We start from the raw sequence: 15,810 nt of genomic DNA, 5'->3' as shown, positions 1-15,810 counted from the left end.
TGATGTCCCGGATGCTCATGTCAGCCTCCCGGCCGGCTCAGCTTGCGTGCGACGTTTCGGTTCAGCTGCTTGCGCCCCCGGTCTCGATAGTCCTCGGCGCCCTCATCGCCCACCGGCGCCGCGAAGAAACCGGGGAGGTCGTCACCGAGCGCCGCTTCTGCGCTCTGCCCGCCGGAACAGCCGCACGACCAGTCCGAGGACGCCGTCGACGATCGGGGTCAGGTTCCGCCCGATGAAATCGCCAACTCGACAGCCGATCTCGCACCATCGGTCATGAAGCGGTCCCCGGGCGGGACACGGTTGACGTCGCAATCCTGCCAGCATTCCGTTGCGCCGCCTGATGAGCTGGAACGCACGCACTCTTCCAGCCGCCAGGACAGGACGCCCGTTCATGCACACCACCGCCCCGCCTCCCACAAGGACGACCGAGCCGGCGAACCGCCCGGGCCTCACCCCGTGGCCGGCGGTGGTCTCAGTGATGACGGGCATCTTCGCCATCGTCACTACCGAGATCCTGCCGATCGGCCTGCTGACCTCCATCGGTGCCAGCTTCGACGTCTCCGACGGCATGGCCGGGTTGATGATGACCATGCCAGGGCTTCTAGCGGCGGTCGCCGCCCCACTGGTGACCGTCACGACGGCACGCTTCGATCGCCGGGCGATGCTGTGCGCCCTCATCCTGCTGCTGGCTGTCGCCAATTTCCTCGCCGCAGCGGCCACGGACTACTGGCTGCTGCTGCTCTCCAGGGTGCTCGTCGGCGTCACCATCGGCGGCTTCTGGTCGATCGGGGCCGGCCTGGCGAGCCGCCTCGTGCCCCCTGCATTGGTCGGCCGGGCGACGGCGGCGATCTTCTCCGCGGTGCCGCTGGGGTCGGTGCTCGGGGTCCCCGCGGGCACCTTCATCGGCGAGATCGCTGGCTGGCGCACGGCGTTCGTCGTCATGGGAGTCCTGAGCACCGCCGTCCTCGCGGCACTGATCCTCACCGTTCCGACGCTTCGGCCCGAGCGGCCGACGCGCATGTCGGAGCTGGGGAGCATGCTTCGAGGTACCGGTACGCGGTTCGCGCTGACGATGACGTTCCTCATCGTGGCAGCCCATTTCGGCGCCTACACGTACGTCACGCCGTTCCTGGAAGACGTCACGTCGGCGGGTTCGACCACTGTCACCGCGGTCCTGCTCGTCTACGGCGTGGCCGGGATGATCGGCAACTTCCTCTGCGGCGCAGCCGTGTCCCGGTATCCGCGGGCCACGTTCGCGGCCGTGGCGACCGCGATCGCCGTGAGCACGCTGCTGCTGCCCGTGCTCGGGCACGGCCTGTTCGGAGCGATCGTGCTCCTCACGCTCTGGGGGATCGCGTACGGCGGTGTTCCGGTCTGCTCCCAGGCCTGGTTCGCCAAGTCCGCTCCGCACTCCATTGAGGCCTCGTCAGTGCTGTTCACCGCGTCGTTCCAGGCCACCATCGCCCTCGGGGCACTCGCCGGAGGCGTCGTCGTCGACCGCTCCTCGCCTGCGGCGGTCATGACGCTCGGCGGTGTCTTGGCCATGCTCTCGGCACTGGTCGCCTACGCGCACTACGCGAAGCGAGCCCCATGGCCTGATCCGAAGAACTAATCGGCGCGCAGGGGCTCGGCCACGACCTGGTCGCCACGCCGATCAAGGGCAAGAGCAAGCCTCAGGGGTAAGGAGTGCAACCGCCTCCGCGAACCCGGAGAGCGCATGGTCACCCAGCTCAAAGCCCGGGTGATCCTCGACCAAGTCCGCTGCGATCCGAATCGGGCCACTCGGATCGCCAAGGCCGTTCAAGTTCTCGATGACCACGAACACCGATCAAGTTGCGACAGGCTCACTGCAGACACGCGGTCCGGTCGTCATCTGAGGGCCGTTCTCGCCGCCGAGGAAGCTCAGCTCACTTGCTCAATCCGCCCGGTCTCCCGGTTTGCTCGGTCGCGGCGTCGGCCGCTTCAGTCGCTGCGTGTGGGTCTGCAGCTGGCGTGGTGGGCTGTTACTCGGAGGGTGCGGTGATCCTGGCGAGGACGACTCCGCAGCATATGAGCGCGATCGCCACGATTCGTCCGGTCGTCACGGGGTCCCGGTTGAGGACGATGCCCAACGTGACGGCGCCGATCGCTCCGATCCCGGTGAAGACCGCGTAGGCGGTGCCGGTCGGCAGATCGCGGATCGCGACCGACAGCAGGAAGGCGGCGAGCCCCATCAGCGCCACGCACAGGACCGTGGGCCAGAAGCGGGTGAATCCTGCCGTGGGCTTGATGCTCATCGCCCACGCGATCTCCACGATGCCGGCGGCGATGAGGATCCACCAGCTCACAGCCCTGCTCCGATCTCGCGGGCGGCGGCCAGGGCGGCGGCGCGGGAGCGCTCGTGCTCGTCGCGTCGATCGGCCAGGACCGGGTCGAGGAGCGCGTTGACCATCTCGGTGCCGACGAACACGGCCTCTTCGACGGCGAAGTGGCCGGCGAAGAAGTCGCGCAGATAGCGCTCGTGATGATCGAACGGTTCCCGTGGTTTGCCCGGGCCGTAGGCGCCGCCGCGGGCGTAGGCGACGACGAAGCGGGTGCCGGCCAGGGACATCTTGGGGAAGGTGACCTGGTCGATCCACGCTTTGAGGGCGGCGGGGATGGAGAAGTTGTACATCGGCGTCGCGATGAGCACCGCATCGGCGGTGACCAGTTCGGTCAGGAGCGGCTCGACGATGGACCACGCCTTCGCCTGCTCAGGGGTGCGGACGGCCTCTCGGTACCGGGCGGGGTCGGTGATCTGGTGCTTCAGGACGTAGTCGCACAGCTCGGTCCATGCCTGGTCGATCGGCGGCGGCGGGTCGTAGGCGAGGTCGCGGTGGACGTAGGCGGAGTGGGGATGCGTCTGTCTCCAGGCGTCGGCGACGGCGTCGCCGATCTCACGGCTGAACGAGTGGCGGCGGGCGCTGGCGTCAAGGTGCAGGAGCACGGTTCCTCCTCGGCAGATAAGTGGACACGATGACCACTTACTGCCGAGCATAACCGGTCATGCCGTCCACTTGCCTGTTATGCTCGCCACCATGAGGAAGGAGCGCGCCGATGCGGCCCGCAACCGCGCCAAGGTGCTGACCGCCGCGGCCGAACTGTTCGCCGCGAAGGACCCCCGGACGGTGACGATGGACGACATCGCGAAGGCCGCCGGCGTCGGCCGCGGGACCCTGTACCGCCGCTACCCCGATATCGCCTCCATCGCCGTCGCGCTGCTCGACGAGCACGAAAGGCGCCTTCAGCGCGACTTGTTGGAAGGCCCTCCGCCCCTGGGCCCGGGTGCTCCGCCGGTCGATCGCCTCGCCGCCTTCTACGCGGCGATGGTGGACCTGCTCGAGACCCACGGCGACCTCGCCCTCGCCACCGAAGTCGGCGGGCGCCGCTTCGAAGTCGGCGCCTACCGCTTCTGGCGCGCCCACGTCCTGTCGCTCGCACGGGCGGCCGGCATCGCCTCACCCGATCCCCTCGCCGACATCCTCCTTGCCCCCCTCGCTCCTGACGTCTTCGCCCATCAACGCGGGCAAGGACTCTCCCCCGACCAGGTCAAGACCGCCCTCACACGCCTCGCCTCGGTCCTGACCGACTGAGACACGTTCAAAGTGTGCGGGTTTGCGTCCTGGGCGGGTTATGCCGCTACCCCCACGCACCTGACCAGCTCCTCCACGGCTCCTCGGGCGGGTTATAAGTCAGATCGGTTTACTCCCGCGACGGCGGTGAACCGTCTGCGCGTATCGAAGTGAGCGGGGGCATCGAGAAACCGTTGCCGACTCGTCACCGGTTCGATCCCGGCAAAGCGAACCTGGCAGGGTCGGTGATGGCATTGCGTATCCGCAGGGGCTCGGGGGATCGAGCTTCGATCGGGTCAGTCCATCGGGGCGGGCCCCGTCGAGTCGCGGACGGTGAGGGCGGTCGCCAGCTGGAGGTGGCGGGACGCGGGCTGGGCGCCGTTCGCCATGCCGAGGACGGTCTCGACGGCCATCCGGCCCATGCCCGCGAGCGGCTGCCGCACCGAAGTGAGGGCGGGCGTGGTCCATTCGGTCTGCGGGGTGTCGTCGAATCCGGTGACGGAGCATTGGCGTGGGACGTCGACGCCCAGCTCCTTCGCCGCGGCCAGGACCCCGATGGCGATCTCGTCGTTGCCCGCGACGACGGCGGTGGGGGGCGTCGGGAGCGAAAGCATGTCATGGCCGTGGCGGAACCCCGCCTCGACCAGGAACGCGTCGTGGCGGATCAGATCTCGTTCCGCTGCGAGGTCGGCGGCCTCGAGTGCGGCCCGGTATCCGTGGAAGCGCTCAGCCGAAGGGGCCGAGTTCACCGGGCCGCCGATCCAGGCGATCCTGCGGTGGCCGAAGCGGATGAGGTGGTCGGTCGCGGAGCGCCCGCCGGCCCAGTTGGTGGAACCGATGGTGACGGCGCGGGACCCTGCCGTGCCGATCGGATCGATCGTGACGATCGGCAGTTCGCACTCGTTCGCGGCGGTGAGCACCGTGTCGGGCACGGCGACGGCGAGCTCGATGAGGCCCACCGCGCCTGCGACCTGCTGCTGCGTGATCCAGGTGTGAGCGGGCTTGGTGCTGGCGCCGATCGACGCGTCCGGCGGCAGGCGGAGCAGCAGATCGGTGGCCTTCTCGGTGGCGGCGGCGAGGATCTCCTGAAGCACGGTGCCCGCGTAGGGGGAAGCCATGAAGTCGACGACGACCACGAGCGCCTGCCTCCGGGGGCGGTCGTGCCGCGGCGTCGTCGACCGGTAGCCGGTTTCGGCGATGACGCCGAGGACATGCTCGCGCGTACGGGCGGAGACGTCGGTGCGGCCGTTGAGGACTTTCGAGACGGTCGCCGATGAGACACCTGCCCGCAGCGCGACGTCGGCCAGGGTGACTCGCTCAGCTCGTGGTTGCCGACCCATCAGGCGCTCCGTTCAAGATTCGAAAACCTTTCGATCCTAACATCGTCCGGATGAGGCGAGCTGCCGAGTGAACTCCCACTTCAGTAGCCGTTTGACTGGCATCGTCCTTCACGGTAGCGTGAAGTCCGATCGAATATATTTCGAAAATATTTCGAAATGCGACGCGACGCCGCCGACCACGAGCGAAGTGAGACCATGACCCCCCACCCCATGCCCCGGCCCCGTTTCCGCATCGACGGCGAACGGTGCGAGGAGACCGCCCTGCCGCACGTCTGGAGCGAATGCGTCGGCGCGGGCAGGGCCAACGAGGCGCTGCGGGCGGACTGGCAGCGGCAGTTCGCCGAAGCCGTCGACACCCTCGGCTTCAAGTTCATCCGCTTCCACGGCGTCTTCCACGACGACATGTTCGTCTACCGAGGGAGCGACGGCGGCGGCTTCGGCCCGAACACGCCCCTGGAGTCCCCGGTCCACACGTTCGGCTACGTGGACAAGGTGTTCGACTTCATCCTCGCCTGCGGCGCCCGCCCGTTCGTGGAACTCGGCTTCATGCCCCGCGAGCTCGCGACGCGGACCGAGACGCTGTTCTGGTGGCGGGCGCACTGCAGCCCGCCCAAGGACATGTCGCGCTGGGTCGAACTGGTGACCAAGACGGTGGAGCACTGGATCGACCGCTACGGCCCGGCAGAGGTCCGTCAATGGCGGTTCGAGGTGTGGAACGAGCCGAATCTCGTGCCGCACTTCTGGACCGGAACCCGGACGCAGTACTTCGAGCTCTACGAGCAGACTGCGGGGGCGATCAAGCGGATCGACCCCGAGCTGCGGGTCGGCGGTCCCTCCACGAGCGTCTTCGTGCCCGACGACCGGTACAAGGGCGAGGTTCAGGATCGTGCCGAGGAACATGAGACCGCCGCCGCCGAAGACGTGGACGCGCTCGACTGGCGTCCGGTGTGGATCGAGGAGTTCCTGGCCTGGTGCGAGCGGCGGCAGGTCCCGATCGACTTCATCTCCACCCACACGTACCCGACCGACTACGCGTTCGGCGCCGACGGCGTCGGGGTGCCGCTCGCCCGCTACGCCGACGCCACGCGCGACGACCTCGCGCTCCTGCGGAAGCTCGTCGCCGGCAGCGCCTACCCGGAAGCGGAGATCCACATAACGGAGTGGTCGACGTCCCCGTCCTCCCGCGACCGGATGCACGACACGGTGTTCGCGGCCGCCTCGATCACGCGCTCGTACCTGCAGTGCGCCACGCTCGCCGACTCGATCTCCTACTGGGCCTTCACCGACGTGTTCGAGGAGGGCGGCGCGGGCATCGGGCCGTTCCACGGCGGCTTCGGCCTGGTGAACGAGAACGGCATCCACAAGCCCACCTTCCACGCGTTCGCCATGCTGAACCGCCTCGGCGACCGGCTGCTCCACTCCACTCCCCACGGAGCGGTGACCCGCGACAGCGGGACCTCGGCGGTGTCGGCCGTGTTCTTCAACTACCCCGAGGACATGGGCCTGCGGGCCGTCGGCTCGGCGGACTCGTACGAGGCGACGCGCGCCCTCGCCGAGCAGGGCCCGAACCGGAGGATCCGGCACTCGATCGCCGGGCTGGAACCGGGCACGACCTTCCTCGTCGAGATCGTCGACTGGAAGCACGGCAACGTCGCCGAGGCCTGGTACGGCATGGGAAGCCCGATCAATCCGAGCCGGTCCGAGCACCGGTACCTGGCCGCGGTCGCTGACGCGCTCCTGCGGTTCGCGCTCACCGTTCCCGAGTCCGGCGTGCTCGATCTCGACGTCGACCTCGCGCCGTGGGCCGTGATGTCCGTGTGGCAGTCGGACTGACACAGCGGGGCCCGAACCGGCGGCGCGGCCCTTGCCGGGCCGCCTCATCGGTGTGCGCGATCGGTTCGGCCGCGTCGACTACGCCGTTCGGTCGCGCGGCGGGGCGGTGCTCTCGCGCACCACCAGCTCGGTGGCGAGTTCGACGCGCTGCTGCGGCAGCGGCTCGCCCGCGGCGAGCGCGAGGATCATCCGTGCCGCCGCGGCTCCCATCGCCTTGAGCGGTTGGCGGACCGTGGTGAGCGGCGGCACCGTCCACTTCGCCTTCGGCAGGTCGTCGAAGCCGACCACGCTGAGGTCCTCGGGGATGCGCACCCCCAGTTTCGCCGCGGCGTGGTAGACGCCGAGCGCGGTTCCGTCGTTGCAGGCGAAGATCGCCGTGGGCGGTGCGTCGAGCCGCAGCAGGTCCGACGCCAGGTCCCGTCCGGTCTCGATCTCGAAGTCGCCGGGGCGGACGAGGGCCGGGTCGATCGGCGCGCCCGCCATGTCCAATCCGGACCGGAAGCCGTCGAGGCGGGCCCTGGCGGCCTCCATGTGGTCGGGGCCCGTGATGACCGCGATGCGCCGGTGCCCGAGCCCCACGAGATGCCGGGCGGCCGCGAGGCCGCCGTTCCAGTTGCTCGCGCCCGCCGAGGGCACGTCGGGATCGGGGTCGCCGGTGGGGTCCAGCAGGACCAGCGGGATGTCGCGGCTGTAGAGCCGGTCGCTCTGCTCGGTCGTCAGGCCGGAGAACACCGAGACGACGCCGATCGGCCGGCGGGCCAGGACCTCCTCGACCCAGTCGTGCCCGGGCACGTGGCGTCCGCCCATCTCGGAGAGGACGACGCCGAGCCGGTGCTCGTGCGCGACCTCTTGGACGCCGTTGAGGATCTCGATCGCGTACAGGCCTCGCAGCTCGTGGAAGAGGACGTCGATGAGCGCCGCCGATTTCGTGGGCCGCCGCTGCCGCCGGTAACCGCGGGTCCGGATGAGGTCCTCGATCTGCTCACGGGTCGCCGCGGACACGTCCGAACGGCCGTTGACCACTTTCGAGACGGTCGCGGTGGAGACGCCGGCCAGCGCGGCGAGCTGGGCGATCGTCAACGGTCCATCAGGAGTCGGCCCGGAAGCGGCGGAGGGGCTCATCGCGGCAGTCTAACGCCAGGCGCAACACCCGTCGCAACTTCGCCCCGGCCGTTGACTGGGTATCGATAAGTCTCTATAGTTCGAATCTATTAAGTTTCGGAATCTAACTCGAACGTTTCGAAACCGGCTTGCATCTGTGATCGATAACAGAGCAGCCTCCCGCCTCACCTGGAAGGAAGCCGAATGACCCGGACCAGACTGCTGGGAGCGCTCGCCGCGCTGGCCGCCGCCGCGGCCCTCGCCGCCACCGCGCTCACCGCCAACGCCCAGAGCCCGACCGCCGACGAGGTCGGCGCCCAAGCGCTCCCGACGAGCTACAGCTGGGAATCGACCGGGGCCCTCATCGGTCCCAAACCGAACCCGAGCCACAACGTCGTCTCCGCCAAAGACCCCACCGTGGTCCAGGACGCCGGCGGCAAATGGCACGTCTTCTTCACCGTCGCGAACACCGCCGGAGCCTGGAGCCTCGCCTACACCGGCTTCAACGACTGGAGTCAGGCCTCGTCCGCGCCCCACACCTTCCTCGACGCCAACCCGAACATCGGCTCCCGGTACGCCGCCGCACCCCACGTGTTCTATTACGAGCCGCAGCGGCTCTGGTACCTCGTCTACCAGACCGGCCTGCCCTCGTACTCCACCACCGCGAACATCAACGACCCGAGCAGCTGGTCGGCGCCGCGGAACTTCCAGAGCTCGATGCCGCAGATCGTCAGGGACAACATCGGCGACGGCCACTGGCTGGACTACTGGGTCATCTGCGACAGCACGATGTGCTACCTGTTCTCCGCCGACGACAACGGGCACGTCTACCGGGCCGAGACCACCGTGGGGGAGTTCCCGAACGGCTTCCGCAACACCAAGATCGTGCTGCAGGACACCAAGAACAACCTCTTCGAGGGCGGGGCGGTGTACCAGGTCGACGACTCGAACACCTATCTCCTGCTGTGGGAGTCGATCGGGTCGGACGGCGCGCGGTACTACCGCTCCTACACCGCCGAGGGCCTCAACGGCCAGTGGCGGCCCCAGGCCGTCAGCCAGTCCGCCCCGTTCGCGGGAGCCGCGAACGTCTCCTTCCCGGGAGGCGCCTGGACGAGGGACATCAGCCACGGCGAGCTCATCAGATCCGGCCGCGACCAGACCATGGACATCGACACCGGCAACTTCCAGATGCTCTACCAGGGCCGCAACCCGAACTCCGGCGGCGACTACTCGCAGCTGCCCTACCGGCTCGGCCTCCTGACCCTCCAAGGAGCCGACCCGTGCTGACTCCTCCGAATCCCTCGTCCCCCGTTCCCGAGTCCGCCAAGGAGCCCCCGATGACTTCGGCCGCACCCGACTGCTCGTTCCCGTCCCGCTGGGCCCGCGGCCTGGCCGCGCTCGCGGCGGTCATCGTGGTGGCGACCGCTGCCATGGTCGCCTTCCCCGTCGACCGTGCCGAGGCGCAGCCGCCGAACACGAGCGACTGGTACACGATCGTCTCCCGCCACTCCGGCCTCGCGTTCGACATCCAGGGCGCCTCGACCGCGACCGGCGCGATCCTGACCCAGTACACCAACTACGAGAACGCGAACCAGCAGTTCCGCTTCATCGACAGCGGCAACGGCCACTACCGGATCCAGGCCCGCCACTCCGGGCAGGTGCTCGACGTCTGGAACTTCAGCACCGCCGACGGCGGCACCATCGCGCAGTACACCAACTTGAACGGCGACAACCAGCAGTGGCGGGTCACCAGGGACTCGGCCGGTTACTACTCGTTCGTCAACCGCCACTCGGGCAAGGCGCTCGACGTCTACAACTGGTCGACCACCGCCGGCGACCCGATCCGCCAATGGGCCCCGACGGGCGCCGCGAACCAGCAGTTCTCGCTCATCCCCGTGGGCGCCGCCTGCGGTGCGGACACCGTCCTCGCCGACATCGCCTCCGCCTCGAAGTGACCGATCCGGGACCGGGCCGGGCGGCGCACCCGCCGGTCCGCGACCGCCCGGTCCGGTCCCGCCCTAAGCAAGGAGCTTCCATGTCCATGACACGACGCACCGTTCTCAGCCTCGCCACCGCGGCGAGTGCGGGCGCCCTCATCGGTCCCGCGGCGCCCGCTCTGGCCCGGACCGCGCCGACCCGGACGTTCCCGCTCGGCGTCCGCCAGTTCACCTGGAGCCGCGCCGGCCGCACCCTCGTCACGCGGATCTTCTATCCCGCCGCCTCCGGCGCCCCGGGCGGCGACCCCGTCGGCGACGCCCCCGTCGCGGACGGGCGGTTCCCCGTCGTGGAGTGGAGTCACGGCCTCGGCGGCAACCCCGAGAGCTACGGCGTCTGCATCCGGCCCCTGGCCGCCGCGGGCTTCATCGTCGCCGCTCCGGTGTTCCCCACGACCACGACGGGCGCGGAAGGGAACGTCGGCGACGTCTACAACGGCAACCAGTCCAAAGACGTCTCCGAGGTCATCACCCGCACGCTCGCCCTCGGCGAGCCCGGCTCATGCGACCCCTTCGAAGGCCGCATGGACACGACTCTCGGCGTCGGCGCGGCCGGACACTCCCTGGGCGGCATGACCACCCACGGCCTGCTCACCGCTTGGCCCGACTCCCGCGTCACCGCCGCGATCCCTTACGCGTGCGTCGACATGGGCGACCCGACCGGAGCGGTGAACGCGAAGACCCTGTTCGTCCACGGCGACCAGGACCCCATCTGCCAGTACTCGCTCGCCCGGCAGGCCTACGCCGAACTCCCGCCGGCCAAGGCGTTCATGACCCACACCGGACAGGGCCACGACGAGTTCATCTGGAACGGCCCCACCTACGACCAGACCGTCAAGACCAGCCTCGACTGGATGCGCTGGGCCCTCTACGGCGACACCGCCGCCCGCGACCGGCTCGCCTCGGACGCCTCCGGCGGCGGCATCGTCTGGGAAGCCGACCTCTAACGAAGGGAGCCGCCATGTCCTGGCTCGGAATGCCCCGGAGCCGCAGGCGGATGCTGATCGGCGGGGCCGGCGTGCTCGCCGGTGCCGCCGCCGCGACCGCCCTCCGACCGTTCGCCGAAGCCGCGGCCCAGCAGTCGACCTATGCGAACCCGGTCGTCTGGCAGGACTTCGCCGACGTCGAGGTCATCCGCGTCGGCGCGGACTTCTACATGACCGCATCCACGATGCACTATTCCCCCGGCGCCCCGGTCCTGCACTCGCGAGACCTCGTGAACTGGGAGTTCATCGGCCACTCGGTACCCAGACTCGACTTCGGCGCCAAGTACGATCTGAACGGCGGACGCGGCTACGTGCGGGGCATCTGGGCCTCCACGATCGCGCACCGCGCCGCCGAGAACCGCTTCTACTGGCTCGGCCAGATCGACTTCGCCCGGTCCTACCTCTACACCGCCGCGAACGCCGCCGGCCCGTGGACCCGCCACGCCGAGCTGCCCCGCGCCTACTACGACGCGGGGATGCTCGTCGACACCGACAACACCGTCTACGTCGCCTACGGCAACACGCGGATCTCCGTCGCGCAGCTCTCGGCCGACGGCAGGACCGAGGTGCGCGACCAGCAGGTCTTCACCACCCCGTCGAGCATCGGCGCCCTCGAAGGAGCCCGGTTCTACAAGATCAACGGCAGCTACTACATCTTCCTCACCCGGCCCGCCAACGGCCAGTACGTCCTCAAAGCCCCCTCCCCTTGGGGCCCTTACGCACTCAGGCAAGTTCTGCTCGACATGCCCGGCCCCGTCCCGGGCGGCGGCGTGCCGCACCAGGGCGGCCTCGTCTCGACCACAGGCGGGGCCTGGTACTACATGGCCTTCGTCGACGCCTATCCCGGGGGCCGGATGCCCGCGCTGGCCCCGATCACCTGGACCCCGGACGGCTGGCCGCAGGTCACCACGGTGAACGGCGCATGGGGGAGCACCTACCCGTTCCCGAACCTCACCCCGCACCCGGTGCCGTCCCTCATCGGGACGGACGAGTTCACCGCCGCGACCCTCGCGCCAAGTGGGAATGGAACCACAACCCGGACAACGCCGAGTGGTCCACCGGGAACGGCCTCCGCCTCCAGACCGCTACGGTCACGAACGACCTCTACCAGGCCCGCAACACGCTCACCCACCGCATCCAAGGGCCCTCGTCCACGGCCACGATCGAACTCGACCCGTCCGCGATGGCGAACGGCGACCGCGCGGGCCTGGCGGTGCTCCGCGACGCCTCGGCCTGGATCGGCCTGCGCCGCGACAACGGCGTCACACGGATCTCCATGACCGACGGCCTCACCATGGACGCCGACTGGAACACCACCGGCAGGGGCGCCGAACGCGCGAGCGCCGAGCTGTGCGGCGACCGGGTCTGGCCGCGGGTCGCCGCCGACATCCGGCCCGGCCCCGGACGTCAGGCCGTCTTCTCCTACAGCGAGGACGGCGCGAGTTTCGTGCCGCTCGGTCCCGCGTTCACCCTCAACAGCAACTGGACGTTCTTCATGGGCTACCGGTTCGCCGTCTTCAACTACGCCACCGCGGCACTCGGCGGCGCCGTCACCGTGCGCCGCTTCACGGTCAGCACTTCTTGACATTCCCTCATGGACTATTAATCCACCCGAGCGCGGTCGCGGATCCGTCCACATGCCAGGTCGCACTCCAGAGCATCACCGTCCGCGGCGCCGCAGTGGTGAACGCCCTCGGCGAGGCGGCGCCCGCAGATCCACCCCGCCGCGAGCGGTCCTGCAGGACCGCTCGCGGGGCGTCTCGGGTCATGAAGCTACGAAAGTTTCGGACAGTGACCGTTGGTCTTAAGGTTCTCAGCGACGGTACGCGCTGAGAACCGGGAAGTGCCCGGGGTGACGAGTCGGCGCCGAACGCGTCCTCGCCGACACCGCCCCGGGTGGCGCGAGTTGCCGGACGGTGCCTGCGAAAAGTGCTGCCGCCTCGCCGATGGCCCCGCTGCATCGTCCGGCATCGCCGACCTCCCTACGTCGAGGGGCGAATCCACTTCATCACCCAGCGTGCCGATGGCGTCGCACCAAAAGACTCATTGACATCAATGCTCGCGATAACTAAGCTCTGGAAATTATCGAATAATTCTTCGAAACTTTCGAGCACTCCATGTGTGACCGTGCGCATCACAGCGGACGGTCAAGCGGAACAACGACGATCTCGAGGAGAGACATGTCAGACGTATTCGGGCGCACTCCTATAAGAGCGACTCGTCGCGGTGTCATCGGTATGTCGATCGCAGCCTCCAGCGCACTCGCGCTCGCGGCGTGCAGCGACGACGACGGCGGCGATGTGGACCTCGATCGGCAATCCAAGGGAGCGATGGACGACTTCGCAGCCGACTCGCAGTTCACGGCGACTGAGGCGTTCACCCTGTCGGTCCTGTGGACGGAGTGGCCCGACCTCCCGATCACCGACTCGTGGCAGTTCTTCGACGAGATCGAGAAGCGCACGAACGTGAAGATGGAAGTCACGACCATCCCCTTCAGCGACGCGGTCGAGAAGAGAAGCCTGCTCATCAGCGCCGGTGACGCCCCCACGGTCATCCCGCTCATCTACACCGGCGACGAGGACTCCTTCGTCTCCTCGGGCGCGATCCTCCCGATCAGCGACTACGTCGAGCACATGCCGCACTTCCGCAAGTACGTGGAGGAGTGGGACCTCGGAGAGATGATCGACAACCTCAAGCAGGCCGACGGCAAGTACTACATGCTCCCCGGCCTCCAAGAGGTGTCGGTCCCCGTCTTCACGCTCGTCATCCGCAAGGACGTCTTCGAGTCCGTCGCCGGAGGCGTCCCCCAGACCTGGGACGAGATGCGCGAAGCCCTCGTCGAGATCAAGGCGGAGTACCCCGACTCCAAGCCCCTCGCCGACGGGTTCGAGGCGGCGTCGCTGCTGAACTACGCCGCGCACGCGTTCGGCGCCCAGGCCGGCTGGGGCTTCGGCGACGGCATGATGGACGACGGCTCCGGCAAGCTCCAGTACACCGCCGTGTCCGAGGGATACAAGCAGATGGTCGAGTACTTCCGCGGCCTCGTGGCCGACGGCCTCCTCGACACCGAATCGCTCACGGCCGCGAACGACGGCAGCGGCGGCGGCAGCGTGGCGGAGAAGTTCGCCAACGAGCTGGTCTTCGCCGCATCCGGATCGAGCGGCACGGCGATCGAGTTCGCGCAGGCGCTGGACGCCACCGTGGGCGCCGGCAACTACGAGGTCCTCCAGATCGCCCCGCCGGGAGGCCCGGCCGGCCAGGTGGTCGAACCGCGCAACTTCTGGAACGGGTTCATGCTGAACTCCGAGGTCGCGGAGTCCGAGCACTTCCTCGCCACGCTGCAGTTCCTCGACTGGCTCTACTACAACCCCGAAGCCCGCGAACTGCTCCGCTGGGGCATCCTCGACGAGACGTACATGAAGGACGCCGACGGCACGATCACGCTCAAGCCGGAGTACTCCCTCAACGCCTACAACATCAACCCGGGCGCGCCGACGGACATCCAGAGCGACCTCGGCTGGTCGAACTCGGTGTTCGCCGACTCGACGGAATCGCGCGCGCTCAAGGAGTCCTACAACACCCCCACGTTCGTCGAGTACATCGACTCCGTACTCGCCACACGGACCCCGCGCGACCCGAACCCGCCCGCGCCCCTCGACGAGATGGAACTCGAGCAGGCCTCGCTCCTCGCCACGCCGATCAAGGACACCGTCGACACGAACACGCTGCGGTTCATCATGGGCGAGCGCGACATCGCCGAATGGGACGACTACGTGGCCGAGCTCGAAGCCCAGGGCCTCCAGCAGTACGTCGACCTCATCAACACCGCCCGCGACCGCTTCGAGGAGGAGAACTCCTGATCCGCCTGTCGGGGCGGCCGCCCCGACGCGGACGGGAGGGAGCACCGATGCCCCTCACACAAGACGAGCAGTCCCCGCGGTCCTCGGGCCGGGGCGCGACCGGCGCGGCCGCACCCGACAGGCCCCTGACACCGACTTCCGCCGCGAAACCGACCCCTCGGCCCCGCAAGCGGAAGCAGACCTGGCGGGAGGCGTTCCGGCGCGACTGGCAGCTGTACAGCCTCGCCCTGGTTCCCCTGATCTTCTTCGCGGTCTTCAAGTACGGCCCCATGGTCGGCAACGTCATCGCGTTCCGAAGGTTCCGCCCCGGCGGCAGCATGTTCGGCGACGAGTGGGTCGGCGTCCGATACATCGAGATGTTCATCAACGACCCCACGTTCTGGCACGTGTTCGCGAACACCGCGATCCTCGGCGGACTGACCCTCCTGGTCTGCTTCCCGCTCCCGATCGCGCTCGCGCTCCTGCTGAACGAGGTGCGCAAGAAGCACTTCAAGAAGATCGTGCAGTCGATCTCCTATCTGCCGCACTTCCTCTCGATCGTCATCGTCGTCGGCATGCTCATGCAGCTCCTGTCCCTGCAGGGGACGGTCAACCAGATCATCGGGGCGTTCGGCGGCGAGGCCATCCCGTTCCTCCAGCGGCCCGAGTGGTTCCGCGCCGTTTACGTCGGCTCCGAAGTGTGGCAGACCGTCGGCTGGGGGACGATCCTCTATCTGGCGGCGCTCACCACGGTCGACGACTCCCTGTACGAGGCCGCGAGGATCGACGGGGCCGGCCGGCTGCGGCAGACGTGGCACGTCACGCTGCCCGGCATCCGACCCACGATGATGACGCTCCTGGTCCTCAACATCGGGACGTTCCTCAACGTCGGCTTCGAGAAGGTGCTGCTGTTGTACAACCCGCTGACGTACGAGACGGCCGACGTCATCTCGACGTATCTCTACCGGGTCGGCCTCGTGTCGAACAATCTCAGTTATGCGGCGGCGATCGGCCTGTTCCAGGCGGTGATCGGCCTCGTGATGGTGCTTTCCGCGAACCTGATCTCGCGGCGGATGGTGGGGACGAGCCTGTGGTGACCGACATTGCGAAGAACACGACGAGGCCGG

General features: G+C 68.5%; 12 protein-coding genes and 2 pseudogenes. 9 read left to right on the top strand and 5 right to left on the bottom strand.

Annotated features, from left to right (window positions below; all coding sequences use genetic code 11):
• Window positions 1–20: 20 nt before the first annotated feature.
• Window positions 21–243: pseudogene (locus tag K3N28_RS23455) on the bottom strand (hypothetical protein); the annotation flags it as partial.
• A 148-nt stretch (window positions 244–391) separates the two neighbouring features.
• On the opposite strand from K3N28_RS23455, the gene K3N28_RS01540 reads away from it, so the two are divergent.
• Complete coding sequence (locus tag K3N28_RS01540; RefSeq protein ID WP_374209641.1) at window positions 392–1,612, top strand: MFS transporter; 1,221 nt, start codon at window positions 392–394, stop codon at window positions 1,610–1,612.
• Between the two features lie 391 nt (window positions 1,613–2,003).
• On the opposite strand, the gene K3N28_RS01535 is transcribed toward K3N28_RS01540, so the two are convergent.
• The gene (locus tag K3N28_RS01535) at window positions 2,004–2,327 is read right to left on the bottom strand and encodes a multidrug efflux SMR transporter (protein ID WP_228090709.1); all 324 of its coding nucleotides are present in this window, start codon (window positions 2,325–2,327) and stop codon (window positions 2,004–2,006) included.
• Window positions 2,324–3,016, bottom strand: coding sequence for an FMN-dependent NADH-azoreductase (locus tag K3N28_RS01530; RefSeq protein WP_374209640.1), 693 nt, complete (start codon window positions 3,014–3,016; stop codon window positions 2,324–2,326). Before K3N28_RS01530 ends, K3N28_RS01535 begins: the two co-directional genes overlap by 4 nt.
• 40 nt (window positions 3,017–3,056) lie before the next feature.
• On the opposite strand from K3N28_RS01530, the gene K3N28_RS01525 reads away from it, so the two are divergent.
• Window positions 3,057–3,611, top strand: coding sequence for a TetR/AcrR family transcriptional regulator (locus tag K3N28_RS01525; RefSeq protein WP_228090707.1), 555 nt, complete (start codon window positions 3,057–3,059; stop codon window positions 3,609–3,611).
• 275 nt (window positions 3,612–3,886) lie between these two features.
• Here K3N28_RS01525 and K3N28_RS01520 read toward each other — a convergent pair whose 3' ends face one another.
• Window positions 3,887–4,930 carry a LacI family DNA-binding transcriptional regulator gene (locus K3N28_RS01520; RefSeq protein WP_228090706.1) on the bottom strand — a complete coding sequence of 348 codons (1,044 nt, stop codon included), beginning with the start codon at window positions 4,928–4,930 and terminating at the stop codon, window positions 3,887–3,889.
• A 156-nt stretch (window positions 4,931–5,086) separates the two neighbouring features.
• On the opposite strand from K3N28_RS01520, the gene K3N28_RS01515 reads away from it, so the two are divergent.
• Complete coding sequence (locus K3N28_RS01515; protein WP_228090705.1) at window positions 5,087–6,763, top strand: hypothetical protein; 1,677 nt, start codon at window positions 5,087–5,089, stop codon at window positions 6,761–6,763.
• A gap of 78 nt (window positions 6,764–6,841) precedes the next feature.
• Here the strand turns inward: K3N28_RS01515 and K3N28_RS01510 are convergent, their stop codons facing one another.
• Entirely contained in the window at window positions 6,842–7,885 is a 1,044-nt protein-coding gene (locus tag K3N28_RS01510) for a LacI family DNA-binding transcriptional regulator (protein WP_228090704.1), read from the bottom strand.
• A 183-nt stretch (window positions 7,886–8,068) separates the two neighbouring features.
• On the opposite strand from K3N28_RS01510, the gene K3N28_RS01505 reads away from it, so the two are divergent.
• From K3N28_RS01505 to K3N28_RS01475, 6 genes and pseudogenes are all read left to right on the top strand, one after another.
• Window positions 8,069–9,151 (top strand): non-reducing end alpha-L-arabinofuranosidase family hydrolase, encoded by a 1,083-nt coding sequence (locus tag K3N28_RS01505; RefSeq protein WP_228090703.1) that lies wholly within the window; start codon window positions 8,069–8,071, stop codon window positions 9,149–9,151.
• 50 nt (window positions 9,152–9,201) lie between these two features.
• Window positions 9,202–9,819, top strand: coding sequence for an RICIN domain-containing protein (locus K3N28_RS01500; protein ID WP_228090702.1), 618 nt, complete (start codon window positions 9,202–9,204; stop codon window positions 9,817–9,819).
• 80 nt (window positions 9,820–9,899) lie between these two features.
• Window positions 9,900–10,805, top strand: a complete 906-nt coding sequence (locus K3N28_RS01495; protein WP_228090701.1) for an alpha/beta hydrolase — start codon at window positions 9,900–9,902, stop codon at window positions 10,803–10,805.
• 14 nt (window positions 10,806–10,819) lie between these two features.
• A pseudogene (locus K3N28_RS23450) lies at window positions 10,820–12,429 on the top strand (family 43 glycosylhydrolase).
• A gap of 652 nt (window positions 12,430–13,081) precedes the next feature.
• Window positions 13,082–14,704 (top strand): extracellular solute-binding protein, encoded by a 1,623-nt coding sequence (locus tag K3N28_RS01480; RefSeq protein ID WP_228090699.1) that lies wholly within the window; start codon window positions 13,082–13,084, stop codon window positions 14,702–14,704.
• 47 nt (window positions 14,705–14,751) lie between these two features.
• The gene (locus K3N28_RS01475) at window positions 14,752–15,780 is read left to right on the top strand and encodes a sugar ABC transporter permease (protein WP_228090698.1); all 1,029 of its coding nucleotides are present in this window, start codon (window positions 14,752–14,754) and stop codon (window positions 15,778–15,780) included.
• The last annotated feature ends 30 nt before the right edge of the window (window positions 15,781–15,810 follow it).

Origin of the sequence: Glycomyces sp. TRM65418 (genome assembly GCF_019710475.1) — a bacterium.
Lineage (GTDB): Bacteria > Actinomycetota > Actinomycetes > Mycobacteriales > Micromonosporaceae > Glycomyces.
Note: the sequence above shows the minus strand (reverse complement) of the source record. Positions and strands in the feature narration are given on the sequence as shown.